Source organism: Aquabacterium olei (assembly GCF_003100395.1).
GTDB lineage: Bacteria > Pseudomonadota > Gammaproteobacteria > Burkholderiales > Burkholderiaceae_C > Aquabacterium > Aquabacterium olei.
On the sequence record NZ_CP029211.1, the window covers coordinates 1 to 23070 of the forward strand.

Below are 23070 nucleotides of genomic sequence, written 5' to 3' on the forward strand. Positions count from 1 at the left end.
ATGCAACGGAACTCCGTGCTCAATGAGCGCCATCGTCAACTTGGCTCGAAGCTGGACGGCGACACCTGGAACAACATGCCGATCCCATGGAGCTACAACCGCGACGCCCATGAGGAAGTGATCGCCACCCGCACGCGCGCTGCGCTGTACGACGTGTCCGCCCTGAACATCGTTCAGGTCAGCGGCCCGGATGCCGAAGCGGTGCTGGACCAGATGCTGGCCATCGACATCACCCGCCTGAAGCCGGGCACGGCGCGTCTGTCGGCCGAGGTCAATGAAAGCGGCGCGCTGGTCGACGACATCATGGTGATGCGCGATGCTGCCGATCGCTTCCGCGTGTCGCATGGCAGCGGCGCCACACCGCAGACCCTGGCTCGCCTGGCCGAAGGCAAGCAGGTGGAGATCGTGTCCGATCAGGACGTTCACATCCTGTCGCTGCAAGGCCCGCTGTCGCGTGATGTGCTGGCCCCCCATGTGGCCGGCGACCTGGCCGGGCTGCCCTACTTCAACCACTTCCCCACGACCATCTTCGGCAAGCAGGTGATCATCGGCCGCGGCGGCTACTCGGGCGAGCTGGGCTACGAGGTGTACTGCAGCCGCGCCGACGCCGTCTTCCTGTGGGACAGCATCCTGGAAGCAGGCAAGCCCTTCGGCGTGATCCCGGCGTCGTGGAACGCCCTGGAGCTGACCCGCGTGGAAGGCGGCCTGCTGTTCTTCCCGTTCGAGATGCCGGAAGGCGACACCACGCCGTGGGAAGTCAACATGGACTGGGCCGTCGACCTCGACAAGAAGGCCGACTTCATCGGCAAGCAGGCCCTGGCTCACCTCAAGGGCCGTGAGCGTGTGAAGCAGGCCGGTCTGCATGTGGACCACCACGCCGCTGTGGAAGCGGGCGCGCCCATCTTCGACGGGTCGCAGCAGGTCGGTGTCGTGACCACCGCCAGCTACAGCCGCCTGCTGATGCAGTCGCTGGCCATGGTGCACCTCAAGCCCACCCACCTGAAGCTGGGCACCAGCCTGACCGTGCGCAGCCAGTCGGGCGACTTCAAGGCCACCGTGGTCCGCACGCCGTTCTACGACCCCCGTCGCCTGCGCACCCATCCCGAAAAGCTGGCCTGATCTCCAACCTTCTGCCCTTACCGGGTCACAGCATGTACAGCACCCCCGTCTACAAGCCCTTGCAGTGGGACCCATCCGGTCTCCGGCACATCCTGCTGGTCGAAGCCGCGCACGCGGGCCAGATCTCCCGGCTGCTGGACGATCTGCCTTCGGCCCTGTCGGTGATCGTCGTCGGACGTTCGCCGGAAGGCGCAGAGCTCGACCTTCGTGTCAGCGTGCCCTGCGCCGTGGCCTCGGACCTGGAGGCGGGCCTGGACGTGCTGTCGGCCGAGCTGGAGCGCGCCAGCATGGGTTGTCGCCTGTACCTGCTGGGCAACGAACACCTGGTCTGGGAGGCCTCGCGCCGTGCCGCCAAGGCCGGACTGGGCGAGGCCGAGATCCAGCGTGAGCGTGCGGGGGCGCCGGCTCGGCCCATGTTCTGCGTGCACTGCCGCACTACCACGCCGGACGTCACGGCGACCGTTGCCCCTTGCAGCGGATGCGGCCGCACGCTGTTCGTGCGTGATCACTTCTCCCGTCAGCTGGGCGCCTACATGGCCTTCCAGATCGATGCCGAGGAACCCGGGCTCATCCCCGAAGCGGAGCCATTTCAGTCATGAACGAGTCGTCCTTTCACGTGGTCATCGATGCCGTCCGGGATGTGGCATCGGGCATTCGCGAGTTCACCTTCCGCCGTGCGGACGGGCAGCCATTCCCGCTGTACTCGGCTGGCAGCCATGTGGTCGTCAGCGTGCCGGCAGGCGAGCGTCCGCGCCGCAATCCCTACTCCCTGCTGGGCGACCCCAACGAGCGCATGAGCTGGCGCATCGCCGTGCGCCGGCAGGAGCCCTCGCGGGGTGGGTCGGCCTGGCTGCATGAACAGGCTCGCGTGGGGGATCGCCTCGACATCACCGCGCCGATGAACCTGTTCCCGCTGATCAGCACGGCCCGCAGCCACCTGCTCGTGGCCGGTGGCATCGGGGTCACACCGATCCTGTCCCAGGCCCGCGAGCTGGCCCGACGCGGGGCCGATTTCGAGGTGCATTACGCCTGGCGCTCGCCGGCGCACGCGGCTTACGTCGCCGAGCTGGAGGCCCTGGCACCGGGGCCAAGGTGCATCACTACGATGAAAGCCAGGGCGTGCGCATCGATTTCAAGACGCTGTTTGCCGGTCGCCGCCTGGGCACGCATTTCTACATCTGTGGCCCGACCCCCATGGTGAGCGCCGCGATGGAGGGCGGGGCCGCCATGGGTTGGCCCGCCACCCACCTCCACAGCGAACGTTTCGCATCGGCCGAGCCGGGCGAGCCCTTCGATGTGCTGCTGGCCCGCAGCGGCCAGCGCATCACCGTGCCGGCCGACCTGTCCCTGCTCGAGGCGCTCGAGCAATGCGGTGCACCGGTCAACGCCTTGTGCCGCGGCGGTGCTTGCGGGCAGTGCGAGACCCCGGTGCTCTCGGCCGATGGCGAGCTGCTGCACCACGACGTTTACCTGAGCGATGCCGACAAACAGGCCGGCAAGCTCGTCATGCCCTGTGTGTCGCGCTTCAAGGGCGCCTGCCTGACCCTGGACCTCTGAACTCAACCAAGGCCTCATCATGACCCTCGCCTTCGCCCAGGAATCGTTTCGGGACGACTACACGTTCAAGAACTCACCGGAGGCCATCCGGCGCTTCCCGCTGCCCTTCCCGCAGGACAGCTACATGTACTCGGTCAACATGGAGCCCCATGTGCCGGGCCCGGTGGGATCGGTGTACGAGCACGCGTTCGACATCGACGAGCACTATGTGGCCGAATGCCGGGACCGGGCGATCACCCTGGCGCGGGATCCGGGCCGCTGTGCCAGCCTGCCGCACATGATCGAGGCTGAGTGGGACACGCTGGAGCTGCTGATGACCTCGCTGGCGGCCGACTACCCGGAGCACTTCGCCCTGCTGCGCGACGGCAACCGCTGGGTGTGGACCAACCGGCCGCTCGGGCTGCGCCAGGACTTCATCTTCGGTGATGCCAGCACGCTGCCCCAGGGGCCGCTGGAGTACATCACCCGCCAGGTTCAGGGCGACTTCGTGGTGCTGGATCAGCGCGAAGGCACCCTCTTCGCCGATGCCGCGATGGTGACGTCCCAGGCCGACTGGTCGCTGACCTTCGACGTCGGCATGAGCTTCCACCAATGGCATGCGCCCGTACCGCTGGCGCACGACATGGGCGTGTTCGACCGCGCGCTGAAGTACCTGATGATGCTGCAACAGGGACGTCCGGTACGGCGTCTGAACTGGACGATGACGGTCAACCCGCGGCTGGACACCTCGCCCGAGACCTATCCGGAATGGGGGACCGACCGGGCCTCCGTCACACCGGACAACGTCGGCAAGAAGGTGCACCTGCGCGTGGAGCTGCAGACCATGTTCCGCCTGCCCCGCAGCAACGGCATGCTGTTCAGCATCCGCTGCTACCTGGCCAGCCTGGAAGAGCTGTGCACCCAGCCGCGCTGGGGCGCCCGCCTGCACCGGGTGCTGGGCTCGCTGCCTGCACCCCTGGCCGAGTACAAGGGGCTCACCCGCTACCTGCCCACGGCGGTGACGTGGCTCTCGCAGTTCGATGACGGACGGGATCTGGGTCCGGGCACCCAACCGGAGTGAGCCATGAGCGCCGTCCTCTCGCCCCGGGCTGACACGGTGATGGCCCGAGGCGCGCAGGCCTTGAGCATGAGCGATGTGGCGAGCCAGTCCTGGGCGCGCTGCATCGAAGCACACGGCCTGCGCCCGGACGGACGGCCGCGCCCGCTGTGCTATGACGGGGCCTTGCTGGCCGAGCGTCAGGCGCGACTGTCCGACCTCGTCGCCTGCGCACGCCATGAGATGACCACGCTGTTCCAGCAGCTGGCCGACCCGTTTTCCACCGTGGTGCTGACCGACACCGACGGAATGATCGTGCACATGGTGGCCTCGCCCGAGTTCGGGCGGGACCTCGACGACATGGGCTTTCGCGTGGGAGCCGTCTGGAGCGAGGCGCAGGCCGGTACCAACGGCATGGGCACCTGCCTGGCGGCCAACCGGGCCGTGACCATCCACCGCGAAGAGCACTTCTTTCCCCCTTTCCGATCGCTGACCTGCGCCGCCGTGCCCCTGGTCAATGCCGAGGGCCGACCCGCCGGCGTGCTGGATGTGACGAGCCGTTCGCTCATGCCCCAGCAGCATGTGCTGGTCCTGCTGGACATGACGGCCCGCATGATCGAGAACCGCCTGCTGGACCGGTCCTTTCCGCACGCCTGCCCGGTTCACTTCCATACCCGGCCGGAGTTCATCCACACCCTGCATGAAGGCCGGCTGGCCGTGGCGCCGGACGGCCAGATCCTGGCGGTCAACCGCAGCGCGCTCTTCCAGCTCGGACGAACGGCCGCCATGGACCTGATCGGCATGCGGTTGGACGAGGTGTTCGAGACGTCGCTGGACGACCTCATCGAGCGCAGCGCCCAGGCGTCCTTCCATCCGGTCGTCACCTTCAAGGTGAGCGGCTCGAACCGGTACTTCGCCCTGGCCCGGCGGCCGGCGGGTGTGGAGCCGTCGTCGGCGACATCCCGGCGAGCCCTGGCTCCACGCGACGACTCCTCCGCTGCGTCGGCGTCGCACCCGCACGCCACCGTGGGGCAGAAGCTGGGCGATCCCCGGCTGATGGGCCATTGGCAGACCGCCTGCAAGGTGATCAAGAAGGGCATTCCCGTGCTGCTGCACGGCGAAACCGGATCCGGCAAGGAGGTGTTTGCCCGGTTGGTGCACGAGCACAGCCCGCATGCGTCCGGCGAGTTCGTGGCCGTGAACTGCGCCAGCATCCCCGAGAGCCTCATCGAGGCCGAGCTGTTCGGCTACCGCGCCGGGGCCTTCACGGGTGCGCAGCGCAGTGGCCGGCGTGGCAAGGTGCTGCAGGCCGACAAGGGCACCTTGTTCCTGGATGAGATTGGCGACATGCCGTTGGACTTGCAGGCACGCCTGCTTCGGGTGCTGGATGAGCGGCGGGTCACGCCCCTGGGATCGGAGGAGGCTCAGGACGTGAGCTTTCAGCTTCTGAGTGCCAGTCACCGGGATCTTGCCGAGCTGGTGGCCCAAGGCCGCTTCCGGGAAGACCTCTACTATCGCCTCAACGGCATCGAGCTGAGCCTGCCCGCACTGCGGGAGCGCAGCGACCGGCGCGCCCTGATCCTGGGCATCCTGGCCGAAGAGGCCGGGGCCGAGGTGCGCCTGAGCGCCGAAGCGGATGCCCTGCTGATGGGCTACGCCTGGCCCGGCAACGTGCGGCAGTTGCGGCACGTGCTTCGCACGGCGGTCGCCCTGATGGACGGTGTGACGGTGTTGCCCGAGCACCTGCCGTCCCTGCAGCGCCAGATGCCGGCCACATGCCAGCCTGGTGGCCTGGTGTGGGCCGCTCCCGCAGAGGCCATGCCGGCTGGCGGGGCGACGCAGGAAGACGCAGCAGGTGCCATGGACGTGGATGCCGATGCCGACGAGGACATCATGGCGACACTCAATCCCGTTCAGCTGGGCGAGCGAGAGGCGCTGCTCAAGCTCATCGAGCAGCACCGCTGGAACGTCAGCCGCGTGGCCAAGGTGCTGGGAATCAGCCGCAACACGCTGTACCGCAAGCTGCACCGCCTCGGCATCCCGGTCGCTTCCTGAGCAGCGTTCTCTTTTCTCCGATCTGAACCCGGCCTCGCAACCGATGTTGCGGGGCCTTTGTCTTTGGCGCGTTCCCCTTGGGCCCGCTCCGGCGATGCGCTGGCAAAGAAAAAGGCCGATGCCGCAGTGTGCGGCATCGGCCCGGTTGAACGAGACTGGGCGGTGCTGGCTCAGTTGCTCAGCTTGTAGCCCACCTCGCCGTGCGAGGAGACGTCCAGGCCGTCCACCTCCTGCTCTTCGTCGATGCGCAGGCCACCGCACACCACCTTGGCCACCATGAAGGCGACCAGGCTGGTGACGGCCGAGTACAGGATGCTGAAGCCCAGCGCACCCGTTTGGTAGGCCAGTTGCGTGCCCAGGTCGCGCCCTTCGGCGAAGCCCACACCACCCAGGGCCGGCAAGGCAAAGATCGGGGTCAGCAGGCCGCCGACGATGCCACCGACGCCGTGCACGCCGAACACGTCCAGCGAGTCATCGAGCTTCATCAGCGGCTTGAGCACGTCGACCGCCCACACGCAGATCGGAGAGACGATGATGCCCAGCACGATGGCACCCATTGGGCCCACGAAGCCGCAGGCCGGGGTGATGGCCACCAGGCCAGCGATCGAGCCGGACAGCAGACCGAGCAGGCTGGGCCTGCCACGGTGCACCCATTCCACGGCCATCCAGGAGAGGGCGCCGGCGCACGATGCGAGGAAAGTGTTCACCACGACCAACATGGCAAAGCCGTTGGCCGCCAGGGCGCAACCGCCACAGAAGCCCAGCCAGCCCACCCACAGCAGCGACGCACCGGTCATGGTCATCGTCATGTTGTGCGGTGCCATGCTGGTGCTGCCCCAGCCGAGGCGAGGGCCGACCATCCAGGCCGCGACCAGCGAGGCGATGCCCACGTTCACGTGAACCACGTTGCCGCCTGCAAAGTCCTGCGGGATCAGGCCGGCAACCCAGCCGCCGCCCCAGGCCATGTGCGCCATAGGAACGTAGTTGATGGTGAGCCACACCACCATGAACACCATCACCGCCGAGAACTTCACGCGTTCTGCGAAGGCCCCGCAGATGATGGCCGGCGTGATGGCGGCAAACAGCGTGAGGAACAGGAAGTACAGCAGCTCGGGCACGGTGCCTTGCAGCGAGTCCACGGTGATGCCGTTCATGAAGAACTTGCTGGTGCCGCCGATGAAGGCCTGCAGACTGCCTCCGTCGACGAACGTCAGGCTGTAGCCATAGATCGCGTACAGCAGCGCCATCAGGCTGGAGACGGCAAAGACCTGCATCAGCATGGACAGCACGTTCTTGACGCGGGTGAGGCCTGCGTAAAAGAGCGCCAGGCCCGGTAGCGTCATGAGCAGAACGACCAGGCTGCACACGAAGACAAAGGCCGTGTCGCCGGTGTTGAGCGTGGGTGTGGGTGCCGGAGCCTGGGCCAGGACGGCCGTGCTGCAGGCAGCAAGCGCGACGGCGGTGATGCCGCGCCGGACGAGAGAGGGTGTGGACATCGGATGCTCCATATTGGGCAACTTGAGGGGAGCGAGGGGCAAGCCGGTGCACCGGTCATGCCCCACGGGTGTCGAATGCGGACCCCGCTGGTGCGTTCTGCGGGAGCGCCAGTCGGTCTGTCGCAAGAAGCGCGCCGAGCGGCGCACCGCAAGGATCCGGAGCGGCGCCTCAGAAGGTGCGCTTGATCGAAGCCACCCACTTGGCTGCAGCCACGTTCACGCCAGAAGGGTAGGTGTAGAGGACGGTGTCGCCCGTCGTGTCGATCCAGGCGAGCGAGGCGAGCCAGCCCGCACCCAGGTCGCGCGACACGCCCACCTTGTAGTCGGAGAAGTTGTACTCGCTGCTGCCCTTCACCGATTGCCGGCCCGCATGCAGATTGGCCGTCCAGCCTGGCAGGAACTCGTAGTTGATGTTGGCTTCGATGTAGTCCGAGCCCTTCGAGTCGGCGCGGTAGCCGGACTTCTCGTTCACGCCGAAGTAGTCACCGATCGTGCGAGAGTACTTCAGGTTCAGCATCTTCCAGGTGATGCTGCCATACGCCTCCAGCGTGTTGAGGCTGACGTTGTTGGTCAGCTTGCCGCGGGGAAAGGTGAACTGAAGCAGGCCGACGTCGTAGGTGAAGTCGCCCGCCGACGCGGTGTAGCCACCGTAGTAGTCCACTTCGGACACGGCGCCCCCCAGCGGCTCGCTGCTGACGCTGCTGGCCCAGACCCCGAGATACAGGCCGCTCTGGTGCGCAAAGTCAGCGCCGCCCTGTACGGCTGCGCGACCTTGCGAGTACGTCATGCCGCGGAACACGTATTCGCTCACCAGGGCCACATTGGTGGTCAAGGTGTAGGGTGCGGTTTCGGCACCGGCCAGGAGGGGCAGTGCCAGTGCACAGGCGGCGGCAACTCGCGTCAAGCGAGGGGTAGAGGACAAGGCCATGAACATCTCCAAACTCAAGCCAGAACAGAGGGAAGGGACTCAGCGGGGCGTGGCGCGACCGTGCGCGGTGCACGGTTTCAGCGGAACACGATGGTCTTGTTCTTGTGAACGATCACGCGGTCTTCCAGATGGAAGCGCAGGCCCCGTGCGAGCACGGCCTTTTCGATGTCCTTGCCATAGCGGACCAGATCGCTGATCAGGTCGCTGTGGTCGATGCGGATGACGTCCTGCTCGATGATGGGACCCTGGTCCAGGTCGGCCGTGACGTAGTGGCAGGTTGCGCCGATCAGTTTCACGCCGCGGTCGTGCGCCTGGTGGTACGGCTTGGCGCCCACAAAGCTCGGCAGGAAGGAGTGGTGGATGTTGATGATGCGACCGGCATAGCGCTCGCACATCTCGGGCGACAGCACCTGCATGTAGCGCGCGAGCACCATGAGGTCGGCCTGCGCGGTGTCGAAGATGTCCATCACCTGGCGGTAGGCCTGCGGCTTGTTCTCCGGCGTGACGGGCACGTGGTGGAATGGGATCCCGTGCCACTCGACGAGACCGCGGAAGGTCTCGTGGTTCGAGATCACGCACGGGATGTCGACCGGCAGCTCGCCGGCATGCCAGCGGCCGAGCAGGTCATAGATGCAGTGCTCCTGCTTGGAGACCATGACCACCATGCGCTTCTTCACGGCGGAGTCCGAGATGGACCACGTCATGCCGAAGGACTTGGCCAGCGGCTCGAAGGCAGCCCGCAACTGCGCCACGCTGCAGTTGAGCGAATCGGCCAGGATCACCTGTCGCATGAAGAAGACGTTGTCTTCCTGCTCGGCGTGGTGATTGGCTTCGATGATCCAGCCTCCGCGCGCCGTGACGAACTGGCTCACGGCGGCGACGATGCCCAGGCGATCCGGGCAGGATAGGGTGAGGGTATAGGTACGGGGATCAGACATGGTTCGGTTGGCCGGATGCACCGGTCTGCAAGGGGAGGGATAGGTCGGGCTTCAGGACTTCACGCGCAGCTTGTCCGGGTCGTAATGCGGGAAGCGCACGACCTGGGCAGGCAGGCGCTTCTGCTGTCCATCGAGCTTGCCGACTTCCAGTGCGGTGCCGAGCTCGGCGTAGTGCGCATCGACCCGCGCCAGCGCGATCGAGCGCTGCAGAGTCGGGGAGTACATGCCGCTGGTGACGACACCGACCTGAGCGCGACCGACGTAGACGCCATCACCGTGGGCGGCCACTTCGTTGGCCTCGAGAGCCAGGCCCACCAGCACACCACGGGGCGCGGCCTTGCGGCGCACCAGGGCGTCGCGACCGACGAAATCGCAGGCCTTGGTCTTGAGCGGCACGGTGAAGCCGATGCCGGCTTCGAAGGGATCGGTCTGGTCGCAGAACTCGTAGCCCGCGAACACCAGGCCGGCTTCGATGCGCAGCATGTCCAGCGCGTCCAGGCCCAGGGGCTTCAGTCCCAGCGGTTGGCCCGCTTGCCAGATGGCGTCGAACACGCGCTGCGAGTGCCGCGGGTGGCAGAAGACCTCGAAGCCGAGCTCGCCGGTGTAGCCGGTTCGGGAGACCACAACCGGCTCACCCTCGAAACCGCCGATGCGGGCCGGCGCAAAGCGGAACCATTGCAGTTGCTCGATCGTGGGTTGGGCCGGTGCGGTCCACAGGATCTGGCTGAGCAGCTCGCGCGACTTGGGGCCCTGAACGGCCAGGTTGCACAGCTGGTCCGTGGACGAGCGAACCCAGGCCCGGTAGCCCATTTTCTGAGCCTGTTCCCGCAGCCAGATGCCGGTCACGTCTTCGCCGCAGACCAGGCGGAAGCTGTCGGGTCCCATGCGGAACACCGTGCCGTCGTCCATCATCCCGCCGTGGGGATGGCAGATGGCGGTGTAGACGATCTGGCCGACGGACAGCTTGCCGATGTCCCGCGTCATGCACCACTGCAGCAGGGGCTCGGCGTCAGGGCCGGTGATCTCGAACTTGCGCAGCGCGCTCAGGTCCATGACGGCCACGCCTTCGCGGCACGCCCAGTACTCGGCGACCGGCCCCTCGTTGAGGAAGCGCGTGGGCAGCCACTGGCCCCGGTAGTCCGTGTAGTGCGTCGTGAGGGCCGACGTGGCGGGATGGAAGGGGGTTTCTCGGGTCATGCGAGGCTCGGCATCGGGTGTCATGCGGTGCGCTATGGCGCGAGGGAACTGCAACGCGGCGTCGTAGGTCCGGATGTGGATGTCGGTCGGCTCCCAGCCGTTGGCGGGATCGATGTCATCCGGGCAGGACGAGCTCACGCACAGCAGGTCGGTGAGCGCGCGCATCAGCACGTAGTCGCCAGGGCGTGACCAGGGCTCGTCCAGGTGCAGCTGCTCGTGCTCGTCCAGCGCCGTGTTGTAGAAGAAGTTCATCGCCTCCCACGCAGGGCGCGGGGCGACACCGTATGGGGCCAGGGCCAGGTTGAAGTTCTCGCTGCAGTTGACATGGCCGGGGTAGCCCATGTCGTCGTAGTAGCGGGGCCCGCAGGCCGTGGCAAAGGCATCGTGGCGACCCACGGTGTCCTGCACGAATTCGATCAACGGTGTGCAGTCGCGGTCGAAGGCCTTGGAGGGCAGGCCTGGCGTGGGGTAGCTGCGCCCCAGCAAGGTGCGGGTCACGGTGGCATCCAGGCCCCGGTCCAGCCCACGTTGCACCTTGTCGAGTGCAAAGGCCTGAAAGTCGGAACACTGCCGGCCTTCCACGTCGATGACCTGGATGTACTGCCCCGCCTTGACCACATAGGCCTGGGCTGTGCCCGCGGCAATGCGGATGTCCTGCAGCGGGACTGCGAGGGGCTCGGGCAGCGGGGTTGGCCCGGCGTCTGCAGCGGCGCGTGTGATGCGAACGTCGATCGGCGTGGCCGTGTCGGTCAGGTCCACCGCCATGTCCGGAGCCGGCGCGCCAACCAGAAGCAGTCCGTCGTGCTGAACGGTGAACTCGATCTGTTCACCCGCCGGCGAGGTTGGCGAAAAGCAGGCGTGGCCTTCGATGGATGCGAGCGCCACGCCGCGGCGTGTCAGTGCATCCCGCACGCGGCGCACATCGGCATGCGCGGCATCGGTGAGCATGCCGAGCACGCAGCGCGCTGCTTCAGTCGAGAGCCCCGGGCCGGCGGGGGCGAACCGCCCCTGCAGGTCGACCAGGGTCACCTCGCATCGCTGCCCACCTTCGCGGTTGGTCAGCACCACGGTGTCGCCGGCCTGAACCGGCGCCATCGTGACGCCCTGACCCGCCACCACGAGGCGCCGGCTGCCAGGAGCGTCAGCCGGCAGGCCGGGTTGCCGCAGGATGCTGGCCCGCGGCGGGGCCAGAGGGATGGCCGCGTCAGCCATGGGTGCCCGTGCTGGCTTCGCCGTTGGCCAGGTAGGCCTCCAGCGAGTCATCGAGCGCATCCTTCCACGGTGTATGGTGCAGCGGCGACTGCTTGCCCGTCATCAGCGAGCGGTAAGAGTGGTCGCGGAAGGTCATGATGCTTTCCTTCTTGTGCTGTTCCCACACCAGGAAGGTCTGGATCACGCCTTCGATGTTGAAGCTCGGGTAGTCCGTCGCATTGATCAGCTGCTGCACGTAGTCGGCCTGGAACCGGATCATCGATTCGTCGGTCGTCAGGGCCTCTTCACGCTTGCGCCATGCCTGGCTGTCGGCGGTCATCTCGGCGGTGGTGGCCGGCAGGGACAGGCGGCCCAGGATCAGGTCGCGCACATACCAGGCCTGCGCGTCGAACATGTTGAAGGTGAAGAACTGATCCTGCATGCCCAGGTAGAACAGCTTGGGGTTCTTTTCCCAGGCCACGCCCTTGTACAGACCCAGTGGCCACAGGCGGTTGTCGGTCTTCAGGCGCAGGTCGTCCGGCAGGAAGGGCAGGTAGTGGAGGTAGCCGGTGCACAGGATGATGGCGTCGATCTCCTTGGACGTACCGTCCTTGAAGTAGGCCGTCTTGTTCTCGACGTGGGTCAGCAGCGGCTTCTGTTCCCAGTTCTCCGGGAAGTTGAAGGGCATGGGCTTGCTGCGGTACGAGGTGGTGATGGTCTTGGCGCCGTACTTCCAGCACTGCGAGCCGATGTCTTCCGCCGAATAACTGCGGCCGATCAGCAGCACGTTCTTGTCCTTGAACTCCAGCGCGTCGCGGAAGTCGTGGGCATGCAGCACGCGGCCGTTGAAGGTGTCCAAACCGGGGAAGAAGGGCACGTGGGGGGTCGAGAAGTGGCCGGATGCCACCACCACGTAGTCGAACAGCTCCGACGTCATGGTGTCGGTCTTCAGGTCATGCGCGGTGACCGTGAACTTCTCGGTCTTCGCGTCGAAGGTCACCATGCGCACGGGCGTTTCGAAGCGCACCCAGGGGCGGACGTTGGCCTTCTCGACGCGGCCCTTGATGTAGTCCCACAGCACGGCCCGCGGAGGGTAGGAGCCGATGCCCTTGCCGAAGTGCTCGTCGAAGGTGTAGTCGGCGAACTCCAGGCATTCCTTCGGGCCGTTCGACCACAGGTAGCGATACATGCTGCAGTGAACGGGCTCGCCGTTCTCGTCCAGACCAGTGCGCCAGGTGTAGTTCCACAGGCCGCCCCACTCCGAGGCCTTCTCGAAACAGACGATCTCGGGGATCTCGGTGCCTTTGCTCGCGGCCGACTGAAAGGCGCGCATCTGGGCCATGCCGGACGGGCCGGCACCAATCACTGCAACTCGTGTCATCTCTCTTCCTTTCCACATGATTCCAGTTGGATTCGAGGCTGCACTGGGTCGGTGTGCAGGCCTCTCAAACTGGGTTCATGGTCGCAAGGAGAGGGGGCGCGTCGCAATTCCCTCGTGGTGCTACGCCAAAGGTGGTAAGGGTGGCCCGGCGCTCATTCCTCGGCGAATTCGCAGTGGCCGTTGCCCAGTTTTGCGGCGGCCCTGGCCGCCTTCTGTGCAGATGCAAGCAGGGCATCCGGATCGTTGTAGCGAGGCGATGTGAGGGTGATGCCCACCACCACATCGATGCGCTCGTTCTGCCCGTCCAGCCTCACGGGCTCCATCAGGGCGTCGAGCAGGCCTTGCGCCATGCGCGACACGAGGGGCAGCAGCTCCCTCGCATCCGCGGCCGCGCGAGCCTGTCCCAGATGACGGAAGTCGCTGGTGAGCACCGCGAACTGGTGATGCCCCAGGTAGGCACACACAGCGCCGGGCCCGGCCGCCGGCACCAGGCGACGGGCCTGGAGTGTCAGGGCCTGTTCGAACCGTTCCAGGCCCAGGCGCTCGATCTCGGCGGTCGCCTGCGGAAGCTCGACGAGCAGCACGGCGGCCACGGGCCCGCCCATGCGCGTGAGATGCAGGCTCCAGCTCAGCAGGGCATCGAAGATGGCCTTGCTGGTCAGCCCCGTGCGGGCCTCGAACCACATCTTTCGCTTTGCCCGCTCTTCGGCCCCCTTGCGCTCCGAGACGTCGGTGATGAAGCCTTCGACGGCGAGCAACTCACCATGCGAAGAGTAAACACCCCGGCCCTGCTCCCACACCCATCGCACGCGCCCGGTGGCGTCGGTGATGCGGTAGGAGACCTGGTAGGCCGCCCGCTTCTCGACATGCACCTGCACCTGCGTCCAGACGAAGGCGCGGTCCTCCGGGTGGATCAGGCTGGCGTAGGCGAGTCGACGGTTCTCGATCAGGTCGTCCGGCTCGTAGCCGGTCAACTCCATGCATCCGTCGCTGATGAACTCCATCGTGTAGGACGGGTCGTATCGGCAGCGGTACACCATGCCTGGCACATTGGACAGCAGCGTGTTGACGTAGTGGCGTGTCGAGCGCAGCTGCTCGTCGAGTCGCTTGCGGCGGGTGATCTCTTCGAGTGTCACGGCGAGCTTGCCGGATTCCGGCGTCACGAGCGCGCAAGGGCGTGCCCGAAGCATCACCCACACCGGCCTGCGTCGCGCGTCAAGCACGCGCACCTCCTGACAGAACTCCGGCACTTCGCCCTGTGCGACCCGGCGGCAGTCCCAGCTCACGCCCACGGCGTCCTCGGGGTGCAGAAAGGTCCACAGCGACTGCCCGACCGTCTCGGTGCGTGCGCGACCCGTGAGCGTCTCCCAACTCTCGTTGGTGTACTCGATGTGGCCGCCTGCGTCCGCGATCAACAGGCTCAGGCGCAGTTGGTCCAGGACGGTGCCCGACCACGATTCACCCGGCTGCATGCAGCGCTGGCAATGTGCCTGGTTCTGGCCCGCACCTTGCTTGTCCTGCTCGGGCGCCGTGCTGGTGGGCTGCATAGCGGGTTGCCGTGCTCCGGCCCATGCCAGTCCGGCCAAGGCCAGCCCCGCCGTCAGCCATGAGGCCATCGGATGCCACGAAGTCAGCCAACCCGTTGAGATGAAGGTCAGCAGTCCTGCCAGCCCGACGTAGAGCATGATGATGATGCGAACCTTCACTGAGAGGTGGTCCTCCCCGGGCGAGCGGCCCCGCGTGCCGGTGGCCGTCGTGTCCGCGTGCGCGGTGTGCGTGCTCATCCTGTGGATGCTTGGCATGGCGATGTGGTGGGATCACGCCCGCACGTCGCAGGCGCTGGAGGCTGTTTGCAAGAAGCAGGCCGCGCCCGTTGTGGACGCGTGTGAACTTGCGCCCACGCTGCATGCGCCTTCTGCGCTGCCTGCCTGGCTGCTCAGTGCGGCATTGGCGCTGGTCGGCGCCGGCCTGTGGGCGATGTGGCGGGGTCAGGCGTCGCAGGGTCGCGGGCAGCGCGCTGGTGCCGGGCCGTCGAACCCGCCAGGCACGCCGGGCGATGTGCTCAAGGCCAGGACCCTGTTGCTGATGCAGGAGTCGGGGCGCCTGTTCTGCCGCACGGAGTTGAACGAGTCGACGTTGATCCGGGCAATGCAGTGGCTGCAGGAAGCGCTGGGTGCGGGCACCGTGGCCCTGCGCCTCAGCACGGACGTGCAGCGGCTTCTGGGATGGCGCGCAACGCTCGTCACCCGGCATCTGCCCGAGTGTGCCGGCACGTGGGCGGACGGCGTCTTGCGCAGCGAAGGGCTGGCGCGTGTGCTGCCCGGCCATGACGGTGGCCCGCCCACTGTCGTGGTTGCTGTGCAGGGCGAGCGGGGTGCCGTGGGCGTGCTCGCCGTCGAGTTCGCGGCGGGGTGCGATGTGAGCTCGGCGCACCTCCAGGCAGCAGACAGCTTCGCCAACCTCTGTGCCATGGCGATTGCGGGGGTTTGGCGCAGTCACGAGGACCGGCGCATCGCGCTGATGGAAGAGCGTGGCGCCATTGCGGCCGAGCTCCACGACTCGCTGGCACAGGCCCTCGCGTTCATGAAGATCCAGGTGGCGCAACTGCAGCGGGCCATGCAGTCCGAGGAGACATCGCCTCAGGTGAAAGGTGCCGCCGATGACCTGCGCAAGGGCCTGTCGAATGCTTACCAGACGGTGCGCCAGCTGATTGCCGCGTTTCGTGTGCGCATGGGCCCGGGCGGCCTGCGTGAAGCGGTGCAGGAGACGATCGATGAATTGTCCGAACGCAGCGGCATGGACATCGCTTTCGAAGAAGCGCTCGACCTGTGTCCTCTGGAAGTAAACGAAGAGTTCCACGTGATGCAGGTCATCCGCGAGGCCCTGTCCAACACCGTGCGGCATTCGGGTGCCGGCCGCGCATGGGTGACGATCCGGCCTGACCCCAGTCACCACATCACGGTGACGGTGGAGGACGACGGGCAGGGCTTTGGTTCTCCGTCGACGGATGGGCAGCACCACGGCCTGTCCATCATGAAGGAGCGCGCCCGTTCTCTGGGCGGTGAGGTGGAGTTTGGTGAACGCCCGGGAGGCGGTTCGCGCATCAGGCTGGTCTTTTCGCCCGAGCGCCTGCCGTCCCTCACGCACGCGGGAAATGACCGATGACGTCCAGTGTCCTGTTGATTGACGACCATCCGCTGTTTCGAAGCGGCGTGGCCCAGCTGGTTCAGGGGGACCCTGACCTGACCCTCGCGGGCCAGGCGGGCGATGGCCCCGCGGGCATCGCGCTGGCCCTGAGTCTGAAGCCCGATCTGGTGCTCATCGACCTCAACATGAAACAGATGAATGGCATTGAGGTGTTGCGTGCCCTGAAGGCGGCGGGCTGCGCGGCGCGGTGTGTGATGCTCACCGTTTCCGACGATGGCAAGGACGTGCTGGAGGCGATGCGGGCCGGTGCTGACGGCTACCTTCTCAAGGACCTCGAGCCGGAGGAGCTGTGCCTCAACATCAAGCGCGCCGTCCTAGGCAGCACGGTGATCGAGAGCTGCCTTGCCGGCCTGCTGGTGGATGCCTTGAAGGCCCCGCCACAGGTCGATGTGGGAAGCCTGACGGAGCGCGAGCGCGAGATCCTGGGGCTTCTGGTTGACGGCATGAGCAACAAGCAGATCGCCAGGGTGCTGGGCATCGCCGACACCACCGTGAAGGTGCACATCAAGCATCTGCTGCGCAAGCTGAATGTGCGCAGCCGGCTCGAAGCGGCGGTCTGGGGCTTTCAGAACCCGCAGTTCCGACTCGCGCAGGCCCCGGGGTGATCAGGCGGGCGATGTCTGCGCCTTGAGGCCCATCACGCCGATCAGAATGAGGGCAATGAACGCCCCCCTGCTCCATGAAAAGGGTTGGCCGAGCACCACGATGTCGAGCAGGGCCGTTCCCGCCACGCCGATGCCTGCCCACACGGCATAGGCGGTTCCCGCGGGCAGGGTGCGCATGGCCAGCCCGAGCAGTCCCACGCTGGCGATGATCGCCGCTGCCGTCCACACCGAGGGCCAGAGTCGTGAGAAGCCCTGCGATCGTTGAAGACCGACCGGCCAGGCGGTCTCCAGCAAACCGGCGAGGACGAGCAGGATCCAGTCAGTGGACATGAGGGGGCGCAAATGATGTGAGGGAAGCGTCTCGCCGCAAGATGCAGGCCAGCGCAATGTGCGTGTTTCAGAGGGCTACAGGCGGCCTTCAGGCCGCAACAACCGCAAAAGACTCCCAGGATGGCCAGAGTGCGGGGGCCGACTGGTGACACTGTGTCCCATCGCACCTTTGCGAGGACACCGCCCGCCCATCATGAAAGTCATCCGGTCACGCGCGCCCCTTCGGCTCGGCCTCGCAGGAGGCGGCACCGATGTGAGCCCGTTCAGCGATCTTCACGGGGGTCACGTCCTCAACGCCACCATCGATCTCTATGCCCACACCATCCTGGAGCCGCGGGATGACGGCAAGCTGGTCCTCATCGCCTGTGATCGGGAGGAACAGGTGGTGCTGGATGCCCACGCTCCCATCGTGGACGACGACCCGCTGCGCCTGCATCGGGGCATTCACCGGCGGGTGGTACAGGACTTCAACGACGGCAAGCCCCTGGCCTGCACGGTCACGACGTTTGCGGATGCGCCCGCGGGATCGGGCCTGGGGACGTCCTCGACGATGGTGGTGTCCGTGCTGCAGGCCTATGCGGAATGGCTCAAGCTCGATCTGGGCGAGTACGAGCTCGCCCATCTGGCCTATCAGATCGAACGTGAAGACCTCGCCCTGGCCGGGGGCAAGCAGGATCAGTACGCCGCGGCCTTCGGCGGCTTCAACTTCATCGAGTTCGGGGCAGACGGCCGGGTGCTCGTCAACCCCTTGCGCGTGAAGGCCTGGATCATCAACGAACTGGAAGCAAGCACACTGCTTTACTACACAGGGCAGTCGCGCGAGTCGGCTCGCATCATCCAGCAGCAGATCGACAACACGCGGGAGGCGAAGTCGGACTCCATCGACGCGATGCTGGCCCTGAAGGAGGACGCTTCCAACATGAAGGAGGTCATTCTTCGCGGCGACCTCGAGCGCTATCCGGGCATCCTGGGCCGTTCCTGGCAGGCAAAGAAGAAGATGGCGGTGGGGATCACCACCCCGCTGATCGAGCAGGTGTACGACAGCGCCATCGAAGCCGGCGCGCACGCCGGCAAGATCTCTGGCGCGGGCGGCGGCGGCTTCATGATGTTCTTCGTCTCGCCAGCCCGGCGTCTGGACGTGGTGCGTGCGCTGTCGCCCCTTCCGGGCGAATTGATGAACTTCCATTTCACCCCTTATGGAGCGCAATCATGGGCGATAGGCTGAGGGAGATGGCCGGTCGATGGATGGCCGAGTCCATTGTGGTCAAGCAGCGGTTGGTGGAAGACCCCCGGATCCTCGATCAGGCACTGGACGTCGCGCAACGCTGTGCGCAGGCCTGTCGCGAGGGCAACAAGGTGCTCTTCATGGGCAATGGCGGCAGTGCGGCCGATGCGCAGCACCTGGCAGGCGAGTTCGTCAGCCGCTTCAATTACGACCGGCCCGGTCTGGCCTCGTTTGCGTTGACGGTCGACACGTCGGTGCTCACGGCCATCGGCAACGACTACGGGTACGACAAGCTCTTTGAGCGACAGGTTCAGGCCTGCGCCAGATCAGGGGATGTGGTGGTCGGCCTGTCAACGTCCGGCAATTCGGTGAACGTCATCAAGGGGCTGGACATGGCCCGTGTCATGGGGGCGTACACGGTCGGTATGACGGGTGAGAGCGGGGGGCAGATGAAGGACAAGGTGGACGCCTGCCTGTGCATGCCCTCGCGCCAGACACCGCGCATCCAGGAATGCCACATCCTGATCGGCCACGTGATCTGCGGGTTGGTCGAGCAGATCATGTTTCCCAAGGACTGAACATGGCTGCCGCGTTCGAAGCCATCGTGCTGGCGGGCGGGTTGGGCACCCGCCTCAGGTCGGCGGTGCCCGATCTGCCCAAGCCGCTCGCACCCGTGGCGGGCCGTCCGTTTCTGGATTACCTGCTCGGGCATCTGGAGCATGTTGGCGCGCGGCACGTCATCCTGTCCGTGGGGTACCTGGGCGAACAGATCGAGGCCCGCTACGGTGGGTGCTTCGGCAGCGTCGAAATCTCGTACAGCCGCGAATCGGCTCCGCTGGGCACAGGTGGGGCGCTGCGGCAGGCGCTCTCCTTCAGCGCCGGCGCGTACACCCTGGCGCTCAATGGGGACACGTTGCTGGAATGCGATCCGTGGCCTTTCATCGTCGCCACGGCGCGCACCCACAAGCAGCTTGGCATTCTGACCCGCGACGTCGAGGACACGGGGCGGTATGGCCGTTGTGAGCTGTCGAACGACGTGGTGGTCGGTTTCGGGCAGAAAGAGGCGACGGGCCCCGGCCTGATCAACGCGGGGGTCTACTGCCTGCGACATGACCTCTTCGAGGGGCATGCGCTGCCCGATCGTTTTTCGTTCGAGCACGACTTCATCGAACCCCAGCTTGCCCGCCTGAAGCCCTATGGCGCGCGCGTCCGTGGCTACTTCATCGACATCGGTGTGCCAGAAGACTTCGAGCGTGCCCAGCGGGAACTGCCGCTGCTTCGCTGGTGACATGGCACGCCCCCTGATCATCCTGGACCGTGATGGCGTGGTGAACCACGACAGCCCGCTGTACGTGCGCAGCGCCGAGGCCTGGACGCCGATCGATGGCGCCATCGAGGCCATCGCGACCATGTGCCGTGCGGGGTACGACGTCGTCATCGCCACCAACCAGGCCGGCGTGGCGAAGGGCCTCATTCCGGTCGCGGAGCTCGACCAGATGCACCGCAAGCTGGAAGCCCTGGTGGATGCGGCCGGAGGACAGATCGCCCGCATCTACGACTGCCGCCACCATCCGGATCATGGATGCGGATGTCGAAAGCCCCAGCCTGGCATGTTGCTGAAGGCCTGCCTCGACTTTGATCAGCGCCCCGAGGCGGTCTGTTTCGTGGGCGATGCGCTCACCGACATGGTGGCGGCCGCGCGTGCGGGTTGCCAGCCTGTGCTGGTTCTGACCGGGAAAGGACAGGCGACACAGGCGCTGGCCGAGTTCGACCCGACGATACCGGTTCTCGGCTCGTTGGCAGAGGTACCGGGATGGCTGGCGAGGCGTGGTGACGCAACGCAGCGCTGTCCTGACATCCGAACGGACGGCCTCAGAAGCTGTACCCCACCGCCAGCACCCCAGTGACCGTGCCCTTTTCGCGAACAATGGGGCTGTGTCGCGCGTCGCCGACCAGTTCGGAGTGCGACACTGCCCCGGTGAGGCTCCACTCGGGTGTCAGCCGGTAGAAGAGGGAAACGCCCAGGCGAACGTCCTTCAACCCGCCGCTCGGTGAATAGGCGGCCAGACCGCTGCGAGTCGACTGGGCGGCGGTGATGCCGAAGTACTCCTGCAGATGTTCGCCATTGGCCCACGTCGTGGCCAGCGTGGTCGCAACGCGCAGGGCCGGCGTCACAGTGGTGCTCCAGCTCGCGCCGACATCCACCAGCAGCCCCTTGTGGCTGTTGCCGCTGCCGTACCGCAGCGACGAACTGAAGGTCACCTGGCGCGCGGGGCTGAAGTTGTAGAAGGCGCCGATCTCCGGGCGAGGGTCGATGTCACCGAGCCCCTCCAGCACGGCGCTGCGCCGCTCCTTGCGGCCGAAGTCCGGCGTGATGCGCACCCCATATGCCTTGTCAGGGCTGGACGACGCGTTGTAGCCCACGCCATTGAGCCCGCCCGCAAAGAAACCGTTTGCCCACTGGTACTCGATGCTCGGCAACAGGCGCACGCGCACCTCGTCGGAACCCTGGTACTCGCGGCCCACCAGCACCGCCGCGCCCGCGATGCCGCCCTCCGCTGCACCGGGTGGGGTGACACGCCGATAAAACTCCGACTGCGCATGCGCCAGGTTGCCCAGGCCAACGAGGAGAAGGGCGGAAAGGAGGTGGCCAGTGACTTTCATGATCTTGTCTTTCCGGGTGGCAGACGGCCAGTGGCCCAGCATGCGGGCGTGAATGAATGGTCGCATCGCGACCGACGGGTCATATTAACCTGATTGCCGTGAGAAGGAGGGATTCGACACAGCCCGGCATTCTCCGCAAGGGCCGCCCCGGTTTCGTGAGCGACCCCTTCGCCGTATGATCAAAAACGCCGGCCCTTCCCGCCCTCGCCATCCCGATGCCCATGACGCCACCTGAATCGACCGACGCCCCGGAAGCCCTTGCCTGGAGCGACGCCTTCGTCCTGGGCTTCGACCCGATGGACCACCTCCACGAGGAGTTTGTCGACATCGCGGGACGACTGCAAGCTGCCGAGGACGAGGCCTTGCCCGCACTGCTGGACGAGATGGCCCGCCACCTCGAGCAGCACTTCCAGATGGAAGACAAGTGGATGGAGGAGACCGACTTTCCGCCCCGAGGCTGCCACATGGACGAGCACGCCGCCGTGCTGAAGTCCGTGCGCGAAGTGCAGGCCGAGTTGGCCGAGGGGAATGTCGAACTCTGCCGTGATCTGGTCGATCACCTGGCCGCGTGGTTCCCCGGTCACGCCGATCACCTGGACTCGGCCCTGGCGCACTGGATGTCCAAGCGCCGCTTCGGCGGCAAGCCTGTGGTGCTGCGTCGCGGCCTGACCTTGCGCTGACACCTCGCGCCAACGGGCGCAGCGCGCACATTTTTCATCCCGCGACAGTGCTTCCTGGCGACATCGAACCGGCATATACTTCGCATGCGAAATAAATGCGAGACCTGTCCGGAGTGCACCTCGTGGCCCAGAAGCCCCGTCTGATCTTCCTGCTCAACACCGCCCAGCGCCACCTGCAACAGTGGATGGCAGGGCGTCAGGCGCAACTCGCCGAGCAACTGGGCGCGACCGTGCCGACGCCCGCGCAGGCGGGCGCGCTGTTCATGCTGGCGATAAGCGACGGTGCCACCATGGGCGAACTGGCGCAGGCGCTCGACCTCGAGCCGCCCGCCGTGTCCGGTCTGGTGCAGCGCATCGAGGCGATGGGGTGGGCCGAGCGCCGTCCCTGCCCGGACGACCGCCGCACGCAGCGCGTCTGGCTGCGCCCGTTGGGGCAGGCCCTGTTGCCCGCGCTGCGCGAAGGCACGGCACGCACCAACCAGGCACTGGCCACCGGCTTCACCGACGACGAACTCGCCACCGTGGCGCGCTGGCTGGAGCACGTCCGGCGGTTGCCCGCCCCTCACGAACAGGAACCCTGAGATGTCCACCCCTCTTCAAGCCCCTGAACGGGTCAAGATCATCTGTGCGGACGCCACTGTGCTGGCCGGCCACTTCGTGACGGCAGCGCCCACCGCGGACACCCGCCGCGCGCCGGTGCTGGTCTGCCCGGCCACCGGTGTGCGCCAGCAGTTCTACCTGCGCTTTGCTGCCTGGCTGGCCGAGCACGGTCACGACGTGCTCGTGTTCGACTACCGCGGCGTCGGTCTGTCGCTGCAAGGGCCGCTGAAGGCCTGCCAGGCCACGCTGGCGGAATGGGGGCAGCAGGACCAGGTGGCCGCCCTCGACTGGCTGCTGGCGCGCACCGGTCAGCCCAAGGTGCTGTTGGTGGGGCACAGTGCGGGAGGCCAGATGATCGGGCTGCTGCCCAACCACGACCGCATCGCACGGGCGGTGGGCGTGGCGGCCTCGACAGGCTGGTTCAAGGGGATGCGACCGGGCTTCCGATTGCAGGCCAATCTTGCCTTCAAGGCGCTCATCCCGCTCGGCATCCGGCTCAAGGGCTATGCGCCCTGTTCGCGGCTGGGCCTGGGTGAAGACCTGCCGGCTGCGGTAGCCACGCAGTGGGGACAGTGGTGTGCGGCAGGCGGCTATGCCACCAATGCGGTCAAGCGCCACCCCGATCGGGACTTCCATGCGGCGGTTCGCGCGCCTGTGACGGTGTTCCACGCCACCGACGACGACATTGCCACACCGGCCACGGTGGCCGACCTGATGCGCACCTGGCCCCAGGCCGACAAGCGGGTCGTGCGTGTCTCCCCGCGCGAGCATGGGCTGAAGGCCATCGGCCACATCAACTGGTTCCGCTCGTCGCACCAGGCGCTGTGGCCGCTGATCGGGCAGGCGCTGCGGGGCTGAGCC

General features: G+C 66.5%; 23 protein-coding genes. 15 read left to right on the forward strand and 8 right to left on the reverse strand.

The genetic code is table 11. From position 1 onward, the window contains the following. From DEH84_RS17390 to DEH84_RS17410, 6 genes are read left to right on the forward strand one after another with little or no spacing between them, the layout of a single operon-like run. A complete protein-coding gene (locus DEH84_RS17390) occupies positions 1-1119 on the forward strand; it encodes an aminomethyl transferase family protein (RefSeq protein WP_109038486.1) in 1119 nt (372 codons plus the stop codon). Positions 1120-1151: 32 nt separating this feature from the next. Continuing rightward, a complete protein-coding gene (locus tag DEH84_RS17395; RefSeq protein ID WP_109038487.1) occupies positions 1152-1718 on the forward strand; it encodes a dimethylamine monooxygenase subunit DmmA family protein in 567 nt (188 codons plus the stop codon). Then, positions 1715-2320, forward strand: a complete 606-nt coding sequence (locus DEH84_RS19715; RefSeq protein WP_342755642.1) for a ferredoxin reductase — start codon at positions 1715-1717, stop codon at positions 2318-2320. The genes DEH84_RS17395 and DEH84_RS19715 overlap by 4 nt, the downstream gene beginning before the upstream one ends. Next, positions 2314-2676 carry a 2Fe-2S iron-sulfur cluster-binding protein gene (locus DEH84_RS19720; RefSeq protein ID WP_342755643.1) on the forward strand — a complete coding sequence of 121 codons (363 nt, stop codon included), beginning with the start codon at positions 2314-2316 and terminating at the stop codon, positions 2674-2676. The genes DEH84_RS19715 and DEH84_RS19720 overlap by 7 nt, the downstream gene beginning before the upstream one ends. Positions 2677-2695: 19 nt before the next feature. Continuing rightward, positions 2696-3736, forward strand: a complete 1041-nt coding sequence (locus tag DEH84_RS17405; protein ID WP_109038488.1) for a heme-dependent oxidative N-demethylase family protein — start codon at positions 2696-2698, stop codon at positions 3734-3736. A gap of 3 nt (positions 3737-3739) precedes the next feature. Further along, positions 3740-5767: a sigma-54-dependent Fis family transcriptional regulator gene (locus DEH84_RS17410; protein WP_109038489.1), complete on the forward strand. Its 2028-nt coding sequence runs from the start codon at positions 3740-3742 to the stop codon at positions 5765-5767. 170 nt (positions 5768-5937) lie between these two features. Here DEH84_RS17410 and DEH84_RS17415 read toward each other — a convergent pair whose 3' ends face one another. From DEH84_RS17415 to DEH84_RS17440, 6 genes are all read right to left on the reverse strand, one after another. Beyond that, positions 5938-7263, reverse strand: coding sequence for an ammonium transporter (locus DEH84_RS17415; protein ID WP_109038490.1), 1326 nt, complete (start codon positions 7261-7263; stop codon positions 5938-5940). Positions 7264-7432: 169 nt separating this feature from the next. Then, positions 7433-8191 (reverse strand): TorF family putative porin, encoded by a 759-nt coding sequence (locus DEH84_RS17420; protein ID WP_109038775.1) that lies wholly within the window; start codon positions 8189-8191, stop codon positions 7433-7435. A 77-nt stretch (positions 8192-8268) separates the two neighbouring features. Then, positions 8269-9129 (reverse strand): formyltetrahydrofolate deformylase, encoded by an 861-nt coding sequence (purU, locus tag DEH84_RS17425; protein WP_109038491.1) that lies wholly within the window; start codon positions 9127-9129, stop codon positions 8269-8271. A 51-nt stretch (positions 9130-9180) separates the two neighbouring features. Further along, complete coding sequence (locus DEH84_RS17430; RefSeq protein ID WP_109038492.1) at positions 9181-11538, reverse strand: trimethylamine N-oxide demethylase; 2358 nt, start codon at positions 11536-11538, stop codon at positions 9181-9183. Continuing rightward, positions 11531-12898 carry a trimethylamine monooxygenase gene (locus DEH84_RS17435; RefSeq protein ID WP_109038493.1) on the reverse strand — a complete coding sequence of 456 codons (1368 nt, stop codon included), beginning with the start codon at positions 12896-12898 and terminating at the stop codon, positions 11531-11533. Before DEH84_RS17435 ends, DEH84_RS17430 begins: the two co-directional genes overlap by 8 nt. A gap of 152 nt (positions 12899-13050) precedes the next feature. Then, positions 13051-14682 carry a sensor domain-containing diguanylate cyclase gene (locus tag DEH84_RS17440; protein ID WP_159099041.1) on the reverse strand — a complete coding sequence of 544 codons (1632 nt, stop codon included), beginning with the start codon at positions 14680-14682 and terminating at the stop codon, positions 13051-13053. A 16-nt stretch (positions 14683-14698) separates the two neighbouring features. On the opposite strand from DEH84_RS17440, the gene DEH84_RS17445 reads away from it, so the two are divergent. Continuing rightward, complete coding sequence (locus tag DEH84_RS17445) at positions 14699-16063, forward strand: ATP-binding protein (RefSeq protein WP_159099042.1); 1365 nt, start codon at positions 14699-14701, stop codon at positions 16061-16063. Continuing rightward, positions 16060-16710 (forward strand): two-component system response regulator NarL, encoded by a 651-nt coding sequence (narL, locus tag DEH84_RS17450; protein ID WP_109038496.1) that lies wholly within the window; start codon positions 16060-16062, stop codon positions 16708-16710. Before DEH84_RS17445 ends, narL begins: the two co-directional genes overlap by 4 nt. Here the strand turns inward: narL and DEH84_RS17455 are convergent, their stop codons facing one another. Beyond that, positions 16711-17040: a DMT family transporter gene (locus tag DEH84_RS17455; RefSeq protein ID WP_109038497.1), complete on the reverse strand. Its 330-nt coding sequence runs from the start codon at positions 17038-17040 to the stop codon at positions 16711-16713. It abuts the gene before it with no gap. Between the two features lie 193 nt (positions 17041-17233). Between DEH84_RS17455 and DEH84_RS17460 the strand changes: the two genes are divergently transcribed. From DEH84_RS17460 to gmhB, 4 genes are read left to right on the forward strand one after another with little or no spacing between them, the layout of a single operon-like run. Further along, positions 17234-18265 carry a GHMP family kinase ATP-binding protein gene (locus tag DEH84_RS17460; protein WP_109038498.1) on the forward strand — a complete coding sequence of 344 codons (1032 nt, stop codon included), beginning with the start codon at positions 17234-17236 and terminating at the stop codon, positions 18263-18265. A 20-nt stretch (positions 18266-18285) separates the two neighbouring features. Further along, positions 18286-18843: a D-sedoheptulose 7-phosphate isomerase gene (locus DEH84_RS17465; RefSeq protein WP_245932814.1), complete on the forward strand. Its 558-nt coding sequence runs from the start codon at positions 18286-18288 to the stop codon at positions 18841-18843. A gap of 2 nt (positions 18844-18845) precedes the next feature. After that, the gene (locus tag DEH84_RS17470) at positions 18846-19553 is read left to right on the forward strand and encodes a nucleotidyltransferase family protein (protein WP_159099043.1); all 708 of its coding nucleotides are present in this window, start codon (positions 18846-18848) and stop codon (positions 19551-19553) included. Between the two features lies 1 nt (position 19554). Further along, positions 19555-20172, forward strand: coding sequence for a D-glycero-beta-D-manno-heptose 1,7-bisphosphate 7-phosphatase (gene gmhB / locus DEH84_RS17475; RefSeq protein WP_159099044.1), 618 nt, complete (start codon positions 19555-19557; stop codon positions 20170-20172). Here gmhB and DEH84_RS17480 read toward each other — a convergent pair. After that, entirely contained in the window at positions 20138-20929 is a 792-nt protein-coding gene (locus DEH84_RS17480) for a MipA/OmpV family protein (RefSeq protein WP_159099045.1), read from the reverse strand. The genes gmhB and DEH84_RS17480 overlap by 35 nt on opposite strands. Positions 20930-21150: 221 nt before the next feature. On the opposite strand from DEH84_RS17480, the gene DEH84_RS17485 reads away from it, so the two are divergent. The 3 genes from DEH84_RS17485 (at position 21151) to DEH84_RS17495 (ending at position 23067) form a co-directional block, all read left to right on the forward strand. Further along, entirely contained in the window at positions 21151-21609 is a 459-nt protein-coding gene (locus DEH84_RS17485; RefSeq protein WP_109038776.1) for a bacteriohemerythrin, read from the forward strand. 122 nt (positions 21610-21731) lie between these two features. Beyond that, on the forward strand, positions 21732-22190 hold the full coding sequence (locus DEH84_RS17490) for a MarR family winged helix-turn-helix transcriptional regulator (RefSeq protein WP_245932815.1): 459 nt from the start codon (positions 21732-21734) through the stop codon (positions 22188-22190). A gap of 1 nt (position 22191) precedes the next feature. After that, positions 22192-23067 carry an alpha/beta hydrolase family protein gene (locus DEH84_RS17495; protein ID WP_109038504.1) on the forward strand — a complete coding sequence of 292 codons (876 nt, stop codon included), beginning with the start codon at positions 22192-22194 and terminating at the stop codon, positions 23065-23067. Positions 23068-23070 lie beyond the last annotated feature (3 nt).

Bases quoted from the DNA above. Each gene is read 5' to 3' on its own strand.
- DEH84_RS17405 (WP_109038488.1), top strand. From the start codon at position 2,696: ATGACCCTCGCCTTCGCCCAGGAATCGTTTCGGGACGACTACACGTTC.
- DEH84_RS17445 (WP_159099042.1), top strand. From the start codon at position 14,699: ATGGCGATGTGGTGGGATCACGCCCGCACGTCGCAGGCGCTGGAGGCT.
- gmhB (WP_159099044.1), top strand. From the start codon at position 19,555: ATGGCACGCCCCCTGATCATCCTGGACCGTGATGGCGTGGTGAACCAC.
- DEH84_RS17415 (WP_109038490.1), bottom strand. From the start codon at position 7,263: ATGTCCACACCCTCTCTCGTCCGGCGCGGCATCACCGCCGTCGCGCTT.
- DEH84_RS17480 (WP_159099045.1), bottom strand. From the start codon at position 20,929: ATGAAAGTCACTGGCCACCTCCTTTCCGCCCTTCTCCTCGTTGGCCTG.
- DEH84_RS17460 (WP_109038498.1), top strand. From the start codon at position 17,234: ATGAAAGTCATCCGGTCACGCGCGCCCCTTCGGCTCGGCCTCGCAGGA.
- DEH84_RS17495 (WP_109038504.1), top strand. From the start codon at position 22,192: ATGTCCACCCCTCTTCAAGCCCCTGAACGGGTCAAGATCATCTGTGCG.
- DEH84_RS17410 (WP_109038489.1), top strand. From the start codon at position 3,740: ATGAGCGCCGTCCTCTCGCCCCGGGCTGACACGGTGATGGCCCGAGGC.
- purU (WP_109038491.1), bottom strand. From the start codon at position 9,129: ATGTCTGATCCCCGTACCTATACCCTCACCCTATCCTGCCCGGATCGC.
- DEH84_RS17455 (WP_109038497.1), bottom strand. From the start codon at position 17,040: ATGTCCACTGACTGGATCCTGCTCGTCCTCGCCGGTTTGCTGGAGACC.
- DEH84_RS17485 (WP_109038776.1), top strand. From the start codon at position 21,151: ATGACGCCACCTGAATCGACCGACGCCCCGGAAGCCCTTGCCTGGAGC.
- DEH84_RS17470 (WP_159099043.1), top strand. From the start codon at position 18,846: ATGGCTGCCGCGTTCGAAGCCATCGTGCTGGCGGGCGGGTTGGGCACC.
- narL (WP_109038496.1), top strand. From the start codon at position 16,060: ATGACGTCCAGTGTCCTGTTGATTGACGACCATCCGCTGTTTCGAAGC.
- DEH84_RS17420 (WP_109038775.1), bottom strand. From the start codon at position 8,191: ATGGCCTTGTCCTCTACCCCTCGCTTGACGCGAGTTGCCGCCGCCTGT.
- DEH84_RS19715 (WP_342755642.1), top strand. From the start codon at position 1,715: ATGAACGAGTCGTCCTTTCACGTGGTCATCGATGCCGTCCGGGATGTG.
- DEH84_RS17430 (WP_109038492.1), bottom strand. From the start codon at position 11,538: ATGGCTGACGCGGCCATCCCTCTGGCCCCGCCGCGGGCCAGCATCCTG.
- DEH84_RS17390 (WP_109038486.1), top strand. From the start codon at position 1: ATGCAACGGAACTCCGTGCTCAATGAGCGCCATCGTCAACTTGGCTCG.
- DEH84_RS17435 (WP_109038493.1), bottom strand. From the start codon at position 12,898: ATGACACGAGTTGCAGTGATTGGTGCCGGCCCGTCCGGCATGGCCCAG.
- DEH84_RS19720 (WP_342755643.1), top strand. From the start codon at position 2,314: ATGGTGAGCGCCGCGATGGAGGGCGGGGCCGCCATGGGTTGGCCCGCC.
- DEH84_RS17440 (WP_159099041.1), bottom strand. From the start codon at position 14,682: ATGAGCACGCACACCGCGCACGCGGACACGACGGCCACCGGCACGCGG.
- DEH84_RS17465 (WP_245932814.1), top strand. From the start codon at position 18,286: ATGGCCGAGTCCATTGTGGTCAAGCAGCGGTTGGTGGAAGACCCCCGG.
- DEH84_RS17395 (WP_109038487.1), top strand. From the start codon at position 1,152: ATGTACAGCACCCCCGTCTACAAGCCCTTGCAGTGGGACCCATCCGGT.